Origin of the sequence: Alteromonas sp. AMM-1 (assembly GCF_047290655.1) — a bacterium.
In the GTDB taxonomy this organism is placed as follows: domain Bacteria; phylum Pseudomonadota; class Gammaproteobacteria; order Enterobacterales; family Alteromonadaceae; genus Alteromonas; species Alteromonas mangrovi.
The window spans coordinates 35295-52670 of sequence record NZ_JBLBUE010000015.1 but is presented as its reverse complement, the minus strand read 5'-3'; the positions used below and the strand labels follow the sequence as shown (position 1 = coordinate 52670).

13 protein-coding genes are annotated in these 17376 nt (G+C 49.0%); 5 read left to right on the top strand and 8 right to left on the bottom strand.

The features are described from left to right. The 3 genes from ACLR2L_RS05170 to ACLR2L_RS05160 form a co-directional block, all read right to left on the bottom strand. On the bottom strand, positions 1 to 1083 hold a 1083-nt coding region (locus ACLR2L_RS05170), incomplete at its 3' end, for a TolC family protein (protein ID WP_413366285.1). After that, complete coding sequence (locus tag ACLR2L_RS05165) at positions 1076 to 4246, bottom strand: efflux RND transporter permease subunit (RefSeq protein ID WP_413366289.1); 3171 nt, start codon at positions 4244 to 4246, stop codon at positions 1076 to 1078. The genes ACLR2L_RS05170 and ACLR2L_RS05165, both read right to left, overlap by 8 nt. Before the next feature lie 5 nt (positions 4247 to 4251). Continuing rightward, the gene (locus tag ACLR2L_RS05160) at positions 4252 to 5487 is read right to left on the bottom strand and encodes an efflux RND transporter periplasmic adaptor subunit (RefSeq protein WP_413366283.1); all 1236 of its coding nucleotides are present in this window, start codon (positions 5485 to 5487) and stop codon (positions 4252 to 4254) included. A 379-nt stretch (positions 5488 to 5866) separates the two neighbouring features. On the opposite strand from ACLR2L_RS05160, the gene ACLR2L_RS05155 reads away from it, so the two are divergent. Next, positions 5867 to 6778, top strand: coding sequence for an AraC family transcriptional regulator (locus tag ACLR2L_RS05155; RefSeq protein ID WP_413366281.1), 912 nt, complete (start codon positions 5867 to 5869; stop codon positions 6776 to 6778). A 73-nt stretch (positions 6779 to 6851) separates the two neighbouring features. On the opposite strand, the gene ACLR2L_RS05150 is transcribed toward ACLR2L_RS05155, so the two are convergent. Both ACLR2L_RS05150 and ACLR2L_RS05145 read right to left on the bottom strand, forming a co-directional pair. Continuing rightward, positions 6852 to 8006, bottom strand: coding sequence for a hypothetical protein (locus tag ACLR2L_RS05150; protein ID WP_413366279.1), 1155 nt, complete (start codon positions 8004 to 8006; stop codon positions 6852 to 6854). Positions 8007 to 8008: 2 nt separating this feature from the next. Beyond that, a complete protein-coding gene (locus ACLR2L_RS05145) occupies positions 8009 to 9568 on the bottom strand; it encodes an MBOAT family O-acyltransferase (RefSeq protein WP_413366277.1) in 1560 nt (519 codons plus the stop codon). 170 nt (positions 9569 to 9738) lie between these two features. Here ACLR2L_RS05145 and ACLR2L_RS05140 point away from each other — a divergent pair, with 170 nt between their 5' ends. Together ACLR2L_RS05140 and ACLR2L_RS05135 are read left to right on the top strand one after the other, a co-directional pair. Next, positions 9739 to 10629 carry a LysR family transcriptional regulator gene (locus ACLR2L_RS05140; protein WP_413366275.1) on the top strand — a complete coding sequence of 297 codons (891 nt, stop codon included), beginning with the start codon at positions 9739 to 9741 and terminating at the stop codon, positions 10627 to 10629. Between the two features lie 116 nt (positions 10630 to 10745). Next, positions 10746 to 11327, top strand: coding sequence for an outer membrane beta-barrel protein (locus tag ACLR2L_RS05135; protein ID WP_413366273.1), 582 nt, complete (start codon positions 10746 to 10748; stop codon positions 11325 to 11327). A 21-nt stretch (positions 11328 to 11348) separates the two neighbouring features. On the opposite strand, the gene nei is transcribed toward ACLR2L_RS05135, so the two are convergent. Next, complete coding sequence (gene nei, locus ACLR2L_RS05130) at positions 11349 to 12173, bottom strand: endonuclease VIII (protein ID WP_413366271.1); 825 nt, start codon at positions 12171 to 12173, stop codon at positions 11349 to 11351. Positions 12174 to 12484: 311 nt separating this feature from the next. Between nei and ACLR2L_RS05125 the strand changes: the two genes are divergently transcribed. After that, positions 12485 to 13063, top strand: a complete 579-nt coding sequence (locus ACLR2L_RS05125) for a porin family protein (RefSeq protein WP_413366269.1) — start codon at positions 12485 to 12487, stop codon at positions 13061 to 13063. A gap of 75 nt (positions 13064 to 13138) precedes the next feature. Here ACLR2L_RS05125 and ACLR2L_RS05120 read toward each other — a convergent pair whose 3' ends face one another. Further along, positions 13139 to 13612, bottom strand: a complete 474-nt coding sequence (locus ACLR2L_RS05120) for a hypothetical protein (RefSeq protein ID WP_140961471.1) — start codon at positions 13610 to 13612, stop codon at positions 13139 to 13141. A 144-nt stretch (positions 13613 to 13756) separates the two neighbouring features. Further along, positions 13757 to 16015, bottom strand: a complete 2259-nt coding sequence (locus ACLR2L_RS05115; RefSeq protein ID WP_413366266.1) for a TonB-dependent receptor — start codon at positions 16013 to 16015, stop codon at positions 13757 to 13759. 300 nt (positions 16016 to 16315) lie between these two features. Here ACLR2L_RS05115 and ACLR2L_RS05110 point away from each other — a divergent pair, with 300 nt between their 5' ends. Beyond that, positions 16316 to 17329, top strand: a complete 1014-nt coding sequence (locus ACLR2L_RS05110; RefSeq protein WP_140961467.1) for a LacI family DNA-binding transcriptional regulator — start codon at positions 16316 to 16318, stop codon at positions 17327 to 17329. The last annotated feature ends 47 nt before the right edge of the window (positions 17330 to 17376 follow it).

The window sequence follows — 17376 nt, the reverse complement described above, 5'->3', positions numbered from 1 at the left end:
CTGCGCATCAGCGTCAGCATTTGCTGCACGCACCTGTGCTTTTACTGCCGACCAGTTTAGCCCCGACCATTGCAACGTGGGCGCAATGCTCCAGCTTTGCGAAGCACTGTTTAATGCCAGACCTGGCGATGACAAAAAGCCCAGAAACCCAGTAACAGAGAGTGACGGATAAAGCGACGCGGTGGCCACACCAATATCAGCGACGGAAGCGGCAAGGGCGCGCTCTGCACTGGCCACATCAGGACGGTATTGCAGGTAGTTTTCGCCTTGCGCTACAGGCAATGGTGATCGCAATGTTGGTAAACTGGCGGCACCGCCCAACTCAAGTTCATCAGCCTGACGAGCTACTAACGCCGCCAGTGTGCGTTTAGCCGTCGCCTGAGCGATACGCATCGATGGGATATCCGTTTCAACCCGGTGTATTTGGGTATCGATTTGCGCTAGCTCAAAGGTGGTTACGGTTCCTGCATCAACCTGCGCCTGAATCACGTCCCGACTTTGCTGCAGAAAGGCCAGGTTCATCTGCGCACACACTAACCGAATCTGCGCACCACGATATTGCCCATAACTGTTTACCACCTGACTGATCACCTGCAGTTGGGCATCGCGCCACAGCAAGTTGGCTTGTTCAGCTCTGGCTAAGGCTGCCTGCTCTGCTCGCATCAGCTTGCCAGCCAAATCAGCATCCCAGTTCAATGACAGTCCGGTATTGAAGCCGCGCAGCTGTACGCCATCGTCGGCGTCGAGCAACGACGTATTTTCAACCGCCTGATAGCCTGCGGACACACTGCCCTGAGGCCAACGCTGAGCACCAGATTCACTGAACACCGCTTGCGCACGGCGCACGTTGGCGAGCGCTTCGTGCAATGATCGGTTTTCCGTCAGCGCCAGCTCTATTAAAGACGACAAGGTCTCGTCCTCAAAAGCCTGCCACCAGCTTTTCACAGCATCGGCAGTTTGGTAGGACGTTGTTAGCTCAACAGTCGATACTTTATCGGGAACCTGGTAATCAGGCCCCACTGCACAGGCAGAAACCATGCCGGCCAGTAACATTGCGCTGGCGATACGAGTAAGCTTAAGCATGCGCCTCTCCTTCTGGTGATAATGCTTTAACGGCGGTATTAGGCTGGCGCTTTGCCAGCAGGAAATAAAACAGTGGGGTTAATAGCAAGCCGAAAATAGTCACACCAATCATGCCAGAGAATACCGCCACGCCCATTGCCTGACGCATTTCCGCGCCTGCACCGGTAGAAAACACCAGTGGCGCCACCCCCATAATGAACGCAATGGACGTCATCAGAATTGGGCGTAACCGCAGTCGGCCTGCTTCCAGAATGGCGTCCATGATCGAAAGCCCCTGGTCTTGCAACTCTTTGGCAAATTCCACAATTAAGATGGCGTTCTTGGTGGCCAGCCCCACCAGCACAATAAAGCCAATCTGGGTAAGAATGTTGTTGTCGCCGCCATATAGCAGTACACCGCTTAATGCCGACAGCAAGGTCATCGGAATGATCAACACAATGGCCAGCGGCAGACGCACGCTCTCGTATTGCGCCGCCAACACCATAAATACCAACACAATCACCAGTGGGAAGACCAGCATATTGGCGTTGCCCGTCAGGATTTGCTGATACGTCAGCTCTGTCCATTCGTAAGTCATACCGTTAGGTAGGGTTTCAGCCAGGATCTTTTCAATCGCTGCCTGAGCTTCACCCGAGCTATAACCCGGCGCAGGGCCACCGTTAATTTCAGCAGTAGGAAAGCCGTTGTAGTGCATCACTCTGTCGGGTCCAGCAACGTCACGAACCTGAATGAAAGAGTCCAAAGCAACCATTTGACCCGCCTGATTACGCACTTTTAGCTGGCCCACTTGTTCGGCAGTTACGCGATACGGCGCATCTGCCTGCATATTTACCTGAAAGGTGCGGCCAAACAGATTGAAGTCGTTCACATACGTCGCACTCATGTAGCCTTGCAGGGTTTGGAACAACAGATTGAGATCGATGCCCTGCTGTTTGGCTTTCTCGCGATCAATGTCAATATCCAGTTGCGGTACATTCACCTGATAGCTTGAAAACACGCCGGCCAGCACCGGATCCTGCCAGGCTTTCTGCATCACCTGCATAGTGGCATCATTCAAGGCTTCAAAGCCGTAACCAGCACGGTCCTGAATTTGCAGACGGAATCCACCAATGGTGCCCAGCCCCAGCACCGGCGGGGGTGGGAAGATGGCTACGAACGCTTCCTGAATAGAGGCATACTTGGCGTTAAGTGCACCGGCAATGGCATTTGCCGACAAAGACGGATCCGTGCGTTCTGCAAAGTCATCCAGCGTCACAAACACAATACCGCTGTTGGTGGCGTTGGTGAATCCATTTACACTCAGTCCAGGAAATGCAATCGTATTAGCAACGCCTGGGTGCTCAAGGGCAATCTCGGACATACGCGAAATGACGCTGTCGGTTCTATCCAAAGACGAGGCATTAGGCAGTTGAGCAAACGCAATCAGGTACTGCTTGTCCTGCGCGGGAATATACCCGGTAGGTGTAGTGGCAAACTGCAAACCCGTTACGCCCACTAACACCACATACAACGGCACCACTACCACACCGAATCGGATAATCTTCTTCACCACGCTCCCATATCCTTTGGACAGGCGCGCAAAGAAGCGATTAAACGGCGCAAACAACCAGCCACCGAACAGCTTGTCCATCAATCGGGTAAGCCCGTCTTTGGGGGCGTCATGGCCTTTCAGTAACAAGGCTGATAAAGCAGGGCTCAGCGTTAACGAGTTAATCGCCGAAATAAACGTAGAAATGGTAATAGTTAGTGCAAACTGCTTGTAAAACTGCCCGGTTAAGCCGGTCATAAAAGCGGTAGGAATAAATACCGACGCCAGTACCAGTGTTGTTGCCACAATTGGGCCGGTCACTTCTTTCATGGCTTTGGTAGTTGCTTCTACGGGCGACAAGCCTTCGCTGATATTACGCTCGACGTTTTCCACCACCACAATGGCGTCGTCCACCACGATCCCAATGGCCAACACCAGGCCGAACAGCGACAGGGCGTTTAACGAAAAACCCATGACCTGCATAAAAGCAAAGGTACCAATTAAGGAAACAGGTACCGCCACCAGCGGAATAATAGACGCTCGCCAGGTTTGCAGGAACAGCACTACAACAACCACAACCAGCAAAACGGCTTCAAGTAAGGTTTTTACCACGGCTTCAATTGAGCCACGCACGAACACCGTCGGGTCGTAGGCCAGCTCATAAGCCACACCTTCCGGGAAGTTTTCAGCCAATATAGCCATAGTCGCGCGCACATCTTCTGAAATCTGAATGGCGTTTGAACCAGCCGATTGGAATACCCCCATACCGACAGCAGGGTTGTTATCGATGGTGGAGCGCAGGGCATAAGAGTCTGCGCCTAACTCGATGCGAGCCACGTCTTTAAGGCGACTGATCGCACCGTTGTCACCCACTTTAATGATGATATTTTCAAACTCTTCCACATTGCTCAAACGGCCTTTTACATTCATCAGAATATTAAAATCAGCTCGCTTTACCGGTTGTGCACCCAAACTGCCCGCCACAACCTGCTGGTTCTGTTCCTGAATGGCACTGGCAATGTCTGAAGGAGTGAGATTCAGTGCGGCCACTTTATTTGGGTCCAGCCACACACGCATGCTGAATTCACCTGCGCCGAACTGACGAACCTGACCAACACCGTTTATTTTTGCTAGCTCGTCTTTCACGTTTAACGTGGCATAGTTTGCCAGATACAACATATCGTAGCGTTCGTTAGGCGAATAAAGGTGCACCACCAAGGTAAGGTTAGGTGAGGATTTTTCTGTTACTACGCCCAATCTTTGTACTTCCTGAGGTAAGCGCGGCACGGCGCGATCAACCCGGCTTTGAACCTGCGACTGTGCCAAATCGACATCGGTGCCGATGGCAAAGGTAATCGTTAAAGTCATCAGGCCATCGGCATTGGCTTGTGAAGACATATACAACATGTTTTCAACGCCGTTGATTTCCTGCTCCAGAGGTGACGCCACGGTTTCAGCAATGATTTGTGGATTAGCACCCGGATAGCTGGCGGTGACTACTACGGTAGGCGGCACGACTTCCGGGTATTCCGTGATCGGCAACTGCCACACGGCGATGCTACCGGTAATAATAAACAGCAGCGATAAGACCGATGCGAACACCGGTCGATGTATAAAAAATCGGGAAAACATAATGACTCCTATTGCGTTGCCGTTACGTCAAACGAGGCAGACAAGGCAATTTGTGTGGGATCCAGCATGGCTTGTGATGTAGCAATAGCCGTTAAGGTGGCGTCGTCGGCCATTGGGATCGGGTCTGGATTAATTGTCATACCGGGCATGACACGCTGCAGCCCATTTACCACAATAGTGTCGCCAGGTTGAAGACCGGAGGTGACCAGGCGCAGATCACCCACAGATTCCCCCAAGGTAATTGGGCGATATTCAATGGCGTTGTTTTGCGCCACGACCAACACAAACTTGTTGTTTAAATCGGTACCCACGGCTTTTTCATCAATTAAAATGCCGTCGTGTGGCTGACTGCCTGCCAGGCGAATATGCGCATACAGACCAGGCATTAACACGCCATCGTCATTACTAAAACGTGCTCTTACCGTAATGCCGCCGGTTTGCTGGTCGACCTGGTTGTCTACAAAATCAATGTAGCCGCGGTACTGGAATGCGTTATCACCAGACAACGCCAGCGCAACGGGTTGATTGGCGTTGTTGTTATCAAACCCACTCTGAATGACTTCGCTGCGCACATAACGCAGGTAAGTTTGCTCATCAACACTGAAATAGGCGTACATTTCGTCAACTGACACAATACTGGTAAGTGCACTCTGACCGGCAGTAACATAATTACCCTGTGTAATGTGGGCACGAGATACCCGTCCGGATACGGGTGCGGTTACCTTGGTGTAAGACAGATCCAGTTCGGCGCGTTTCAGTGCTGCACTGATGGCAGACACATTGGCTTGTGCCTGTTGTAATGCCGCGAAGCGACCATCAAGGGCCTCCTGAGAGATTGCCTGTTGTTTGCTAAGACGCTGACCGCGCTCATAGTCATTTTTAGCAAGCGTTAACTGGCTGGCTGCACTGTCCAGTTCTGCTTGCAACCTGGCAACATCAACTTCAAATGGTGTTGGGTCGATTTCAAGTAGAACCTCACCCTGTTTAACTAACGCGCCTTCTTTAAAGTGAATGTGGTTAACGTAACCAGATACGCGTGGCATTAATGTCACAGACTCAGGGGCACTGAGTCTGCCACTAAATTCATCCCAGTCACTAACTTGCATATTAACAACTTCAGCCACGCTTACCGTTGGCGCCGTCATTTGCTGGGCGGGTTGTTGTGCATCGCTACCACAACCAGCGAGTACAACGGTGGCAATAGCGCTTAGTAAAAATAGCCTGGCGGTGTGTCGTGTTGACATGTCTCACTCCTGTTTGGGACGATTTCAAAATAAATATGAGCAATCGAGAGTGCTCATTCAGAAGTGAGAAGTGTAAATTTAGAAAGGGGGAACGATAATATCTGAAACTCGGCAATCATTGCACATTTCTCTAACCATTGGAGAATCAGGCAATGCACGCACAGTATCAGGCAAGACTTGCCAATTTGTAAGAAAATATGACAACAAAATCCATGTAGACTAATAAGTACAATAGCTTAAGAGGATACCTCCGTAGAAACAGTTGCCAAAACCTACACAATCATTGCCTAATCCTACAATGCCTGATTCTACAAATTGGCTGAGTAAATATTACACTCTATACTTACTTTCAGAAACGAATTGCTGTTCAGGAGACACCATGAACCCTCAGGTACATACTTATCAAAAAGAGTTAATCGAACTGACCGCGCGCGTGAGTCAGGAAAATGGGCTCATGGAAACCCGGGTACCGGGTGTGCGTACGCTGCGAAGTAATTCAAAAACCTGCACCAGCCCAGCGATTTATGAACCCATGCTGTGCTTGTTACTGCAAGGCAGTAAAAAGCTGTACGTGGGTGAAAATGTATTTCAATACAACGCGCTGGACTACCTGATGGTGCCCATCATGATGCCGGTAATCGGTGAAATCGTGCAGGCATGTGATAACGAGCCTTACGTAGGAATAAGTATTGCGCTGGATTTGCGTGAGTTATCGGAATTATTGATCGACATGGCCGATGTAGGCACGCCTACGTGCGGCAAGGAATGCAGTATTAAGGTTATCAATGCCGATATCGACATGCTCTCTACGTTTAAACGCATTCTGTCGCTGCATGAATCACCTTCGGATATTCCGATTATGCTGCCCATGTTAAAGCGCGAGTTAATGTATCGCGTGCTCAAAGGGCCAGCCGGTAATCAGTTACGCCAGTTTATGCTCTACGATACCAATGCCAACCGCATCAGTAAGGCCATTGAAATCATTCGCGACAATTTTGATTCGCCACTAAAAGTAAAATCTTTGGCTAACGCTGTGCACATGAGCGAGTCGTCGCTGTACAGCACGTTCAAAGCGGTAACCAGTATGTCACCGCTGCAATACCAAAAGCACCTTCGCCTTAACGAAGCGCGCCGTTTGATGTTGCACGAAGGCATCGAAGCCGCCGCAGCAGGTTATAAAGTAGGTTATGAAAGTCCGTCGCAGTTCAGCCGCGAATACAGCCGCTTGTTCGGTGCACCGCCAATCACAGATATCAACCGGGTTAAAACGGCGCAAGCTGCTGCATCCTGAAAAAACACATTCTGCGATGGAGCCGTTTGGGCTCCGCGTGCTAACTACCTAAATTCGCCACAGGTGTTTGTAGTTAATCCAAACCGGTAAGTTTAGCACTCAGTCCCGCTTCACTTTGGGCTATGGCTCTGTTGATATTGTTACCGGTTAAGCGTATCGGCCAGTCGGCATTTTCCTGTTCTGACGCGAACATCGTTTCGATAATACGATCGCCCATGGCAGGCCGATAATGCGCGGGCTCCCAGAACCAAACCATTGGCTCGCGATTTTTGGCATAATCCGGATCTTCCAACGTTTCTACAGAAGGCAAACTAAAATCATAAAAAGGGAATTGCGGATACATATCAGCCAACGCTGCAAGGTCACGCTTCCACTGCAAATAATCCGGCCAATGACCCGTTTGCTTAATAACCCGCCAGTAAGACTGGTGATAGGGGTTAATAAACGTATACAGGGTTACGTTTGGATGCTTAGCAACCAACTCATCGATAAAGGTTTGGTACATCCCTATTCCAAATAAACCATGCTCACCACGATAGCGGTATTGTTCGCGCTCGAAGCGCTGTTGTACGCCACTTTGCTGATGTGTAAAAAAGCGCTGCTTGCCTTCTGCTTTAATGGTTGCCAGATAATAATCACCCGTATTACTGCCAAGACGCGTAATATGGTTGTATAACCCCCTCTGCTGAATCACGGTTGCAAAAGAGTCCTGTAGCGTGTCCAACGAAAACAACGCCGGGTAGATGCGCTGGATTTTCTCCACTGTGGTTTCAGGATTCTTATTGTACTTGTCCATTAGCTGCTGTGTTGTCCACGGCCCTGGATCGTTACCGTAATTGTTCAGAAAATAGCGGTAATCCACCCCGATGATCAGGGTACGTAAATTGGGATTTTGCTTGACATGCAATAACGCATATTTGAGGTTCTCTGTGAGGCCTGAGCCCGGAAGGGCCAGATTGAAAACAGAGCGTTCTCCAAATGAGTCAGATTCAGCAGCAAAGCCCAGTTGAACACGCGAGCTGCCAATCAACAGGGTATCAGGTTGCAACTCCAAGGCCCGATAGGGGGTCACTTCCCTCACCCGCTCATCGGCCTGAGTTTTCCTGGCGTTAAAGCCCTCGAATGTTGGCGACCAGTAAAATCCATATGGATCTACGAATGCATTTAGCGCCCCGGCCAGTAAAAACAAGCTAACAATGAACAAAAGCAGATTACGTAAATAATGCATAATTAAAACTGAAAGTATAAAAATTCACTGACTTGCGACAGGGTCATTACACCGGCCACAAATAAAATTGCCATCCACAACGCCCAACCTGTTGTTGTTTGCCAGGTGAATCGTGTTACCCATTTATGTCCCGGCCAAAATGCATCGTGTTTACTGAACGACAGGTTACTGAGTGAGCCATTAAAGCGGCTAAACATGTCCTGCGTATTGGGCAGCACCAGTACTGCAACTAACAGACATACATTCCAAATCCACACCGACACAAATGCACTGCTGCTGGCTGAAGAGGCTGTAATACCACCAGCATCAAGTACTGACGTTACAGAGGACCCCAGCCTTGACAAAATACCCTGAGGAATACTTACTCCGAATTGCCCAACCATGCCTTTTAACATGGTTACCGCGCCATCAAAGGTGGTCGCCCGGAAAAACACCCAACTCACTACCGCAGAGAGGAAAGTAACCAGCCAGGCTACTCCCATGGCGAACATGTGCTTTGAGGCATGTAAGGCCGGGCACAAATTGCGCCAGCCATGGAAAACCATGAGATAGCTACCGTGTAGCACACCCCAAATCAGGAAATTCCAGCCTGCACCGTGCCAAATACCGCCAAGTACCATGGTTAAAAATAAGTTGCGATAACGGTTAACGTTGCCATTGCGGTTTCCGCCTAACGCGATATACAAATAATCCCGCAGAAACCGGGATAGTGTCATATGCCAGCGCCGCCAAAACTCAGAAATGTTCACGGCTTTATAAGGCGAATAGAAGTTTAGTGGCAAAACAATGCCGAACATACGCGCCAGACCAATGGCCATATCCGAATACCCCGAAAAATCAAAGTACAATTGGAACGTGTAAGCAAGCGCACCAGCCCAGGCTTCAAAAAAATCCAGCGTACCGCCAGTATCTACGGTAACAAATGCGCTGTTTGCATAGCCCGCAATACCGTCGGCAATCACGGCCTTTTTAAACAACCCCATGGCGAAAATAGACAAACCAACACCCATATTTTTCGCCGTAATGGATGCATGTCCTTCTGCAAACTGAGGCAGCATTTCTTTATGATGAACGATGGGTCCGGCAATTAGCTGGGGGAAAAACGTTACAAACAAGGCATAATCGAGAGGGTGTTTCTCTACTGTTTCGCCTCGATAAGAATCCACCAGATAAGCGACTTGCTGGAAAGTAAAAAAGGAAATAGCCAGCGGCAAAACGATGTGTGGCAAAGGTATTGGGGAATCGAGTAACAGATTCACGTTTTCCAACACAAAGTCGGTGTATTTGTAGTAGCCAAGTGCGAACAGGTTGAGCAAGACCCCAACATACAACAGTGGCTTTTCTTTTCGCCTGCTGAGTCGCTTGCCCAATTGATAATTAATCACCATCGACAACACGATGATCAATAGATAAACCGGGTTCCACCAGCCGTAAAAAAACAATGATGCCGCTACCAGCAAAGCCACAACCGCTTTAAACGACGCAAAACGGCCAAACGCCCATACCAGCAGGATCACCAGGGGTAAAAATGCAAAAATGAATTCGAATGAGTTAAAAAGCATACTATTGGATGTTTGTTATTCTTATTAGAATTGATCAAATAATGATCAAAGACCTTACCCTATAAGCCGGGCAGGTTGAAGCGCTAAACGCACCATAATAAAAAGAATGAATACATACATGAAAAATATTGGTAGATTTACGCAATTCCATGCACATTACTCATTAAATAATGTTAGAACGAATCCACCTTGCCATCCTTCATGCCATCGAAAAACAGGGCACCCTCACACAGGCTGCCGACTCCCTGCACCTGAGCCAATCCGCACTGAGTCATAGCATTAAAAAGCTGGAACAGCAGATGGACACGCCACTTTGGGAAAAAGACGGTCGCCGGTTGCGCCTTACCCGGGCAGGGTTTGAAGTGCTCAGGTTGGCAAAACGCGTATTGCCTCAATTTGAGCACACGGAATTGCTGGTGTCGCAAATTGCAAGGGGCGAACGGGGTATGTTGCGCATTGGCATGGAATGTCACCCTTGTTACCAGTGGCTGTTAAAGGTGGTGTCGCCCTTTCTCGAAACATGGCCGGATGTGGATATTGATGTAAAACAGGCTTTTCAGTTTGGGGGCATGGCAGCGCTATTCGAGTACGAAATAGATATGCTGGTAACGCCTGATCCGCTGTTTAAACCGGGCGTCACCTTTACTCCTGTTTTTGGTTATGAACACCGTCTGGTGGTTGCCCGCTCCCATCCACTTGCTCAGCACGCGTTCGTGAAGCCGGAACAACTGCAACATGAAGTGCTTATCACCTACCCGGTTGAACCCCAGCGTTTGGATATTTTCAGTCAATTTTTAACGCCCGCGGGCTGTACGGTAAAACAACACAAAACCATTGAAACTACAGAAATCATGCTGCAAATGGTGGCTGCCGGCCGCTGTGTGTGCGCGCTACCCGGATGGCTGGTTGAAGAATATGCCAACCGACTTCCCATCACCAGCCTGGCAATTGGTGAAAGTGGCATTCATAAGCATATCTATTTAGGGGTCCGCGAGGTCGATCATACCATCCCTTATGTTCAGGATTTTATTCGCCACGCTAACGCCACCGACAACAGCTAAGTGCTCAAACAATAACCAGTTAAATCAATGTGTTGAACTTATCTCGTTTTTTCACCTCTATTTGACCCGACCGAGTGTACGCTCGGGTCGGATTGTGAATTTACAAGGAATAAAAAATGAAAAAGTACATTGGATTGATTATCGGCAGCCTGCTCTCGGCGTCCGTTATGGCAGAAACCCCCTCTTATAATTTTGTGCAGGCTGGTTACGTGAATGCAGATTATGCGGATTTGCAACCCTTCGACCTGGTCGGTTTTGAATTTCAAGGCAGTGTTGAACTGACTGACTCAATATTTACAACGGGCCGTTTTCGCATGGTGGACGACAACATTTCGTCGTATACACTGGAAGAAACCAACTGGCAGGTAGGCGTGGGTTACCAAATGCCGTATGGCGAGAATACCGTATTTGATGTGCGTTTGAACTATGGAGATATCGCATTTGATTTCTCTATTCCCCAAGGTGATTTTGAAGACTCAGCCAGTCATTACAGCGTGTCTTCGCACGCACGCCACATGCTCACCGATAATGTAGAAGTTTACGGCGGGCTGGAATGGCAAAAATGGAAAAAGGGCTCTGACCAAAAAGCGTATCGGTTGGGCAGCCTGTACAATTTTAATGAGCTGGCGGTAGGTTTGGAGTATGTAAAATACTCTGACTCCAGTGCATATACGTTATTTGCCCGCTACAATTTTTAGTTGCTCTCGAAGGCCGGTCGTTCACCCGCCCGGCTGGCACTGCTTACAAACATAAATGCGCCGATTGCCACGCTCCATTCTGACAATCGGCGTCTCACACACCCGGCACGGCTGGGTATCACGATTAAATGCCATAAAGCGGCTGGCCTCATAGGGCAGCTTGTGATTTTTGGCATACCGGAAGAACGCATCTGGGACGGTGTATCCCGCCGTTTTATAGGCGCGTTGAGTAACCTCAATTGATACGCAAGCCAATGCCTTAAGCTGTTCTGCCGTCAAATCCTTAGGCCGCAAATCCGGATGCACGCCGGCGAAAAACAGGATTTCACTGCGAAGGTAATTGCCAATTCCCGCCAGAAATGCCTGATCAAGATACAAACTGGCCAGCTTTCGTCCTTGAAAGCGCGTCATCATCAACCGTTCGGTAATCTCTTCCACAGAAGGGCAATCATTCAGCACGTCGGGTCCGAGTTTAACTAAAAAGGGATGCGATTGGATTTCGGCGGTCGGCCACACACTGATGTCTGAAGCGCTGTACAACAGTGCTGCGCCTTTGGCAGTGTGCAGGCCAAATCGAAGCTGGCGATTAGTGTTCGGGTATTCGCCGTTCTTCCTGACATACCACAGGCCATAAAGCTGATTATGAGAATACACCGACAAACCAATATCAAAATGAACCAGCATGGCTTTGCCCAGACTCTCTACATTTATAACTGTGCTGCCGGTAAATTCCTGGCGATGTGATTGAATGGCAGAGTGCCCTGCATCAACGTGGGTTACCTTTGCGTCGATTAACACCTGCGCAAGCTTATCGCGGCTTCTGCGTATTTCCGGACCTTCTGGCATGTTATTTCCTTTTTAACGGTTGTTACTGATAAAGCGAGCATTTGGATGATACCACCAGCGACATTGTTACCCAGCTTCGGTAATTTTTATAAATCATATGAAAATTCAACACGTTGCAGAATGGCTACAGGTCGCCTTTTTTGTCAAAATTGCGCGCAAAAAAACAACAACCATGAAAAAAATTCCCGTTTTTACCCTCCAATCAGGCAGATAATGAATGGCACACGACTTGAAATACCTCTTGTAACCAAACGTGCTATTCCGGCTGCCTTTTTCTCCGGAAGCCAATCATTAACAAGAGGAATCGTGTTATGAAAAAACTGATCACTACACTAACCGCGTTAACCGCTGTAACGGCTTTTAATACTTACGCACAATCGCCAGATGAAAACCTGAATGAATCGGGCATTTATGTAGGTGGTAACTATGGCTACCTGCGCGTTGAGGGCGAAGACAAGTTTGATGACGACAAAGATGTATGGCAGGGCGTATTGGGTTACAAATTCAATTCCTACATTGCACTGGAAGGCTCGTACATCGACTTTGGTGACTACGGCAATAATGTTGCAGGTGCATCAACGGACGGTTACACCGCGGCGCTGAAAGGAATCGTCCCTATTGTTGGTGGACTATCAGCTTACGCTAAGCTGGGTCAACTGTGGTCTGAAACCGATTATCGGTTAGCCGGCGCGACAACCACAGAAGACGACGAGAGTGTGTTTGTCGGTGCCGGTTTAAGTTTCGCGGTTACGCCGCAGTTTTTAATCAATGCCGAATATGTGGTGTATGACACGGAGCTGGACGCTGATCAGGTCGCTGACGACCTGGAAGATACCAATTTTGAAACGGATCTGAAGCAAGCCAGTATCGGGGTTGAATACCGCTTCTAAATGTCCAAACTGCTGATACCCGGGTTCAGATGAATCCGGGTAACGGTTTTTACCAGTTTGCTCAGAAGATCGGAATTAAGCCTGCCAGGCCCAATCGGGATGATTCAGCCCGAGATTTTGTACAAACAACTCGTAGTCGTGTTTGCCCATCGCACGTGCCACCGTTTTGAATTGTGACTTGGCCTTTATATTTTTTACCTGCAGCAGGTCAAGGCGTTTATCGGCATTTTCGTCAAACTGGTCCGCCAGAATGGCCTCGATCTTTTCACTGGTTTGCCAGTATTCCAGCACGTATCCAATCAGGCGGTTATAGATCCCCGGCATGCGTTTGTCTTCCATGGCTTTGGCCAATCCGGTTGTTGAGACTGCTTTTTGAAACGACGTAACGGTTTCGCCTTTGGCAACGTCATCAATGGCTTTGAGCACAGTTTGAATATCGCGTAATAATTTAATGTGCCCCGCCTGTCCGTATTCACTGGCGTGCAGTATTTCCAGATCAGCCAGCAGCATATCCAGGTTTATTAAATGGCGTTGAAGGGTACCTATCATTGCGTGTTATAAGTTCTTCAGAGGCGTGAATCCGGTAAGCATATCATGAAGTTAACGTTTATCGTACGAATGATACGGCGTGGAAATGTAAAAAAGCCCGGGCGAGCCCGGGCTACAAATGTGTCTTTGGAAACAGATATCAGCTTAGTACAGCGCGTATGAGATGCTGAACTTCACACTGCGAGGCAGAATATAACGGCCGTTGGGTGCATCAGCGTTACGTGGGTCACCTTCCGTAATGCCTTGCTCGTCCGTTACGTTATCTACCGATAGTTGTAGTTTTAGTTTATCTGTTGGTTCCAACATGACACCAAAGTCCACTTTTTCATAACCAGGCAGAACAACGGTGTTTTCGTTGTTGCCAAAGCGGTCGTCTACGGCCGTTAGTGTGGCATACACGTTGGCGTACATCTCGCTCACCTCAAACTCATAAGATGGCGTCATACGTACCTGCCAGCCAGGCTGACGCTGCGCTTCATTGCCCTGATTCGACGCACTGGCGGTAATTTCAGTGTCCTGCACAGTGGCATTCAGATTCAGACTAAAGCCTGAGTCATGCTCATAATTACCATCCAGTTCAATACCCATTGCCTCGTTGGTCAGTATTTCCGCTGGCGCGCCGGGCTGACGAACAAAGGTGTCGCCTTTCACCCGGTTTGCAAACAACGTTGCAAAGAATTGCAATTCATCATTCATATACTTGTAACCCACTTCGCCCTGAGTAACTTCTTTGATCAGCTCGTCGCCGCCGGTGTAAGCACCCCAGTTATCACGGAAGTCGTCAAAGTAAGGCATTTTGTAACCGCGGTTTACGCGTACAAACACACCACTGAAGTCATCAAGTGCGTAGTTCGCACCAAACGTCCAGGACGTTTTGCTTTCGTCGTATTGAACGGCCTTGGTAACCACACCGTCCAAACCTTCGTCAACAGAGTAGTTAACTTCGTGCTGCTCGCGACGAATACCGGCGTCGATGATCAGGTTGTCAATACCGTAGTAAGACAGCGTGCCGTAAAAGGCAGTAGTTTGTGCGTCACCCGCAGAGTTGATGTCGTAGTTCCAGCCGCAGCCTTCCGGTGCTGTATTACAGTCGATCCCCGCTAGCATTTCACCGCCGGGTTGCAATACGTGATAGGCATGGTTACCCAGGCTCCACCAGTCTTTGGCTTCTGTAGTAGCGGTATATAAACCAAAGGCGGTGTCGAAGTTGTCCCAGCTCTTGGAAACGGCAACATCATTGGTAAAAGCAAAAATGTCTTTTAGTACTACCCAGCGGCCAATTTGCTGAATCGGCGTATTACCGCCGTAAGTTGCGCCGGTTACGGCACCAGTTACCACTGCATCAGTAACGTCAGCAACCGTTGTGGCAGCACCATTCGGCACTAAACCAAAGGTATTGGCGTTGCCATCAGTAATGGAGAAGCGGTCAACTACACGCCAGCCATCTGCTAAATTCAGCTTCAGACTTCCGCCGCTCACGTGGCCGTCCCAACCCCGGCCGTTAGCGAAATCGAAAGACTCTTCGGTGTTGTCTGGCCCATAAGTAATGGTAGCCTGGCGGTTCATCGGGCCAATTTGTGTATAGCCCGCATCAATGCCGTCCACATTCAGTGGTGTCGGCAGGTACCAGGTGCCGTGATCGTCAGTTTGACGTGTGTACAGATTCAACTCGCCATTTTCGAAAACCTTGGTGAGGTTAATGGTGAACTGATTACCCTGCTCAGAGCGAAAACCCGCATCACGGATCCCCGGTGAACTCTTTACGTAACCACCGATCATGTAATAAAGATCATCATCCAACGCGCCGCTTAGCACCAGGTCTACCCTGTTCAGCCCGTAATCTGACACCGTGTACTTAGCCAGCGCCTCAGTGCTCTCGCCGCCGCGTTTTAAACGGAAGTTGGTCGTTAACCCAGGCTGACCATTGCTCACCACCGGGTTTGGACCACCGCGTAACCCTTCCACCATTTCAATAGTTTCGTCGATACGAAATAGCTGCGTGTTTTCCAGGAACGACAGCGTTGGAGCCGGATACACTGGCGATCCCTGCAAAGATAAGGTTAAGAATGGTGCATCACCACCGCCAGGGAATCCGCGTACAAATACGTTTGCGCCCGACTCACCACCAGAGCTTTCAACCCAAATACCCGGAATGGCCTTAAACAAATCAGCGGTAGATTTAGGCGCAAGTTTTTCAATGTCGCTGGCGTCGATATTCGTTACCGCAAAGCTGGCATCAATTTTTCTGATCCCTGCGCCACCCGGCGTACCACTAACAACGATGATTTCTGTGTTATCACCCGCTGACGGGGTGTTTTTGGCTTCTTGTGCAACCGCTGAATGCCCTGCTAAAGCAAAGGCAACCGCGCTGGCTAACACGCATTTTGAAAAACCTGTTTTCATGGTGTGCTCCTGAACGATAGTCAAAATTAGTTGTTAACCGCGACCAGTTATTTGGTTAATTTTTTGTCACAAAGTGCGGTATAGACGTCAAAATAGATCACAATGCAAACGATTGCAATAATAAAATGCAAACGATTGCAATTAAGCATTTCCGGAATCGTAAACCATGGTGTACTCCTGCTAGACGCTCAGCATAAAAGCGCCAACACTACGCGGAGTGCATGGTTTGGGGACTTCAGGGTGTCAATTTGCTCAATTCACGTTATAGTGAATAAAAAGGTATTTTGAGCATCCATACCATTGAAAACAGATAGCAAATTAACCCTGGCCAAGTTGGCCGAGCTGGCGGGCGTTTCCACCTCAACCGCATCCCGTGCGTTAAAAGACAATCCGTTAATTAAGGAAGAAACCAGAGCTCGCATTCAGGCGCTCGCCAGTGAACACAACTTTAGCGTAAACGCCGCTGCCAGTCGTTTGCGTACCCAAAAAACCCATGTAATTGCAGTGATCCTGAACCTGATCGATCACACAGAACAAAGCGTATCGGACCCCTTCCTGCTAAAAATTGTGGGTGAATTGAATAAAGCACTGAACGCCGCCGGTTATGAAATGCTGTTGTCGAACTCGTTTATGGCCAGCGATGATTGGGCCAGCTATTTTGTGTCCAGCCAGCGGGCTGACGGCATCATTGTGGTTGGCCAGGGAAAAAGTACCGTTAAAATAGACAAGGCTGCAGAGGCGCAGGTCCCTATTGTAGTGTGGGGAGAGCCCCATACGCCGGCCAACTATCCTATCATTGGGGGCGACAACTACGCTGGTGGCTACATGGCCACCAAACACCTGATTGAGCGCGGTAGTAAACACATTCTTTTTCTGGGCGATCCCGGTCACGCAGAGATGGAACAACGCCATAAAGGCTATGTAAACGCGCATCGCGATGCAGGGTTAACCGTCGATCCGTCATTTACCAAACCCATTGATATTACCTCTACTGCCGCTCATGCGTGTATTAATGACGCAATTAAACAGCATGGTCTGTACTTCGACGGCTTAATTTGCGTAAGCGACATGGTGGCATTTGGTGCCATAAAAGCATTGAAGGAACGCTATGTCGGTATTCCTGGCGATGTGAAAATTGTCGGCTATGATGACATTATGCTTGCTGAACTTATGCATCCGGCGCTCACAACCGTACATCAGAATGTGACGATGGCAGCACACCTGATGGTGGAACAACTGCTGTGTCAGGTGAATCAACAACCCGTATCATCTCAAGTGGTTGAAACCTATTTGGTTAAGAGATTGTCCAGCTAGTTATATACCAGTAAACAATGGTGAATCGTAGTAACACGAAATGCAAA

Excerpts from the sequence above, each read along its gene's own strand:
- ACLR2L_RS05160 (WP_413366283.1), bottom strand. The coding sequence starts at position 5,487 with ATGTCAACACGACACACCGCCAGGCTATTTTTACTAAGCGCTATTGCC.
- ACLR2L_RS05155 (WP_413366281.1), top strand. The coding sequence starts at position 5,867 with ATGAACCCTCAGGTACATACTTATCAAAAAGAGTTAATCGAACTGACC.
- ACLR2L_RS05150 (WP_413366279.1), bottom strand. The coding sequence starts at position 8,006 with ATGCATTATTTACGTAATCTGCTTTTGTTCATTGTTAGCTTGTTTTTA.
- ACLR2L_RS05145 (WP_413366277.1), bottom strand. The coding sequence starts at position 9,568 with ATGCTTTTTAACTCATTCGAATTCATTTTTGCATTTTTACCCCTGGTG.
- ACLR2L_RS05140 (WP_413366275.1), top strand. The coding sequence starts at position 9,739 with ATGTTAGAACGAATCCACCTTGCCATCCTTCATGCCATCGAAAAACAG.
- ACLR2L_RS05135 (WP_413366273.1), top strand. The coding sequence starts at position 10,746 with ATGAAAAAGTACATTGGATTGATTATCGGCAGCCTGCTCTCGGCGTCC.
- nei (WP_413366271.1), bottom strand. The coding sequence starts at position 12,173 with ATGCCAGAAGGTCCGGAAATACGCAGAAGCCGCGATAAGCTTGCGCAG.
- ACLR2L_RS05125 (WP_413366269.1), top strand. The coding sequence starts at position 12,485 with ATGAAAAAACTGATCACTACACTAACCGCGTTAACCGCTGTAACGGCT.
- ACLR2L_RS05120 (WP_140961471.1), bottom strand. The coding sequence starts at position 13,612 with ATGATAGGTACCCTTCAACGCCATTTAATAAACCTGGATATGCTGCTG.
- ACLR2L_RS05115 (WP_413366266.1), bottom strand. The coding sequence starts at position 16,015 with ATGAAAACAGGTTTTTCAAAATGCGTGTTAGCCAGCGCGGTTGCCTTT.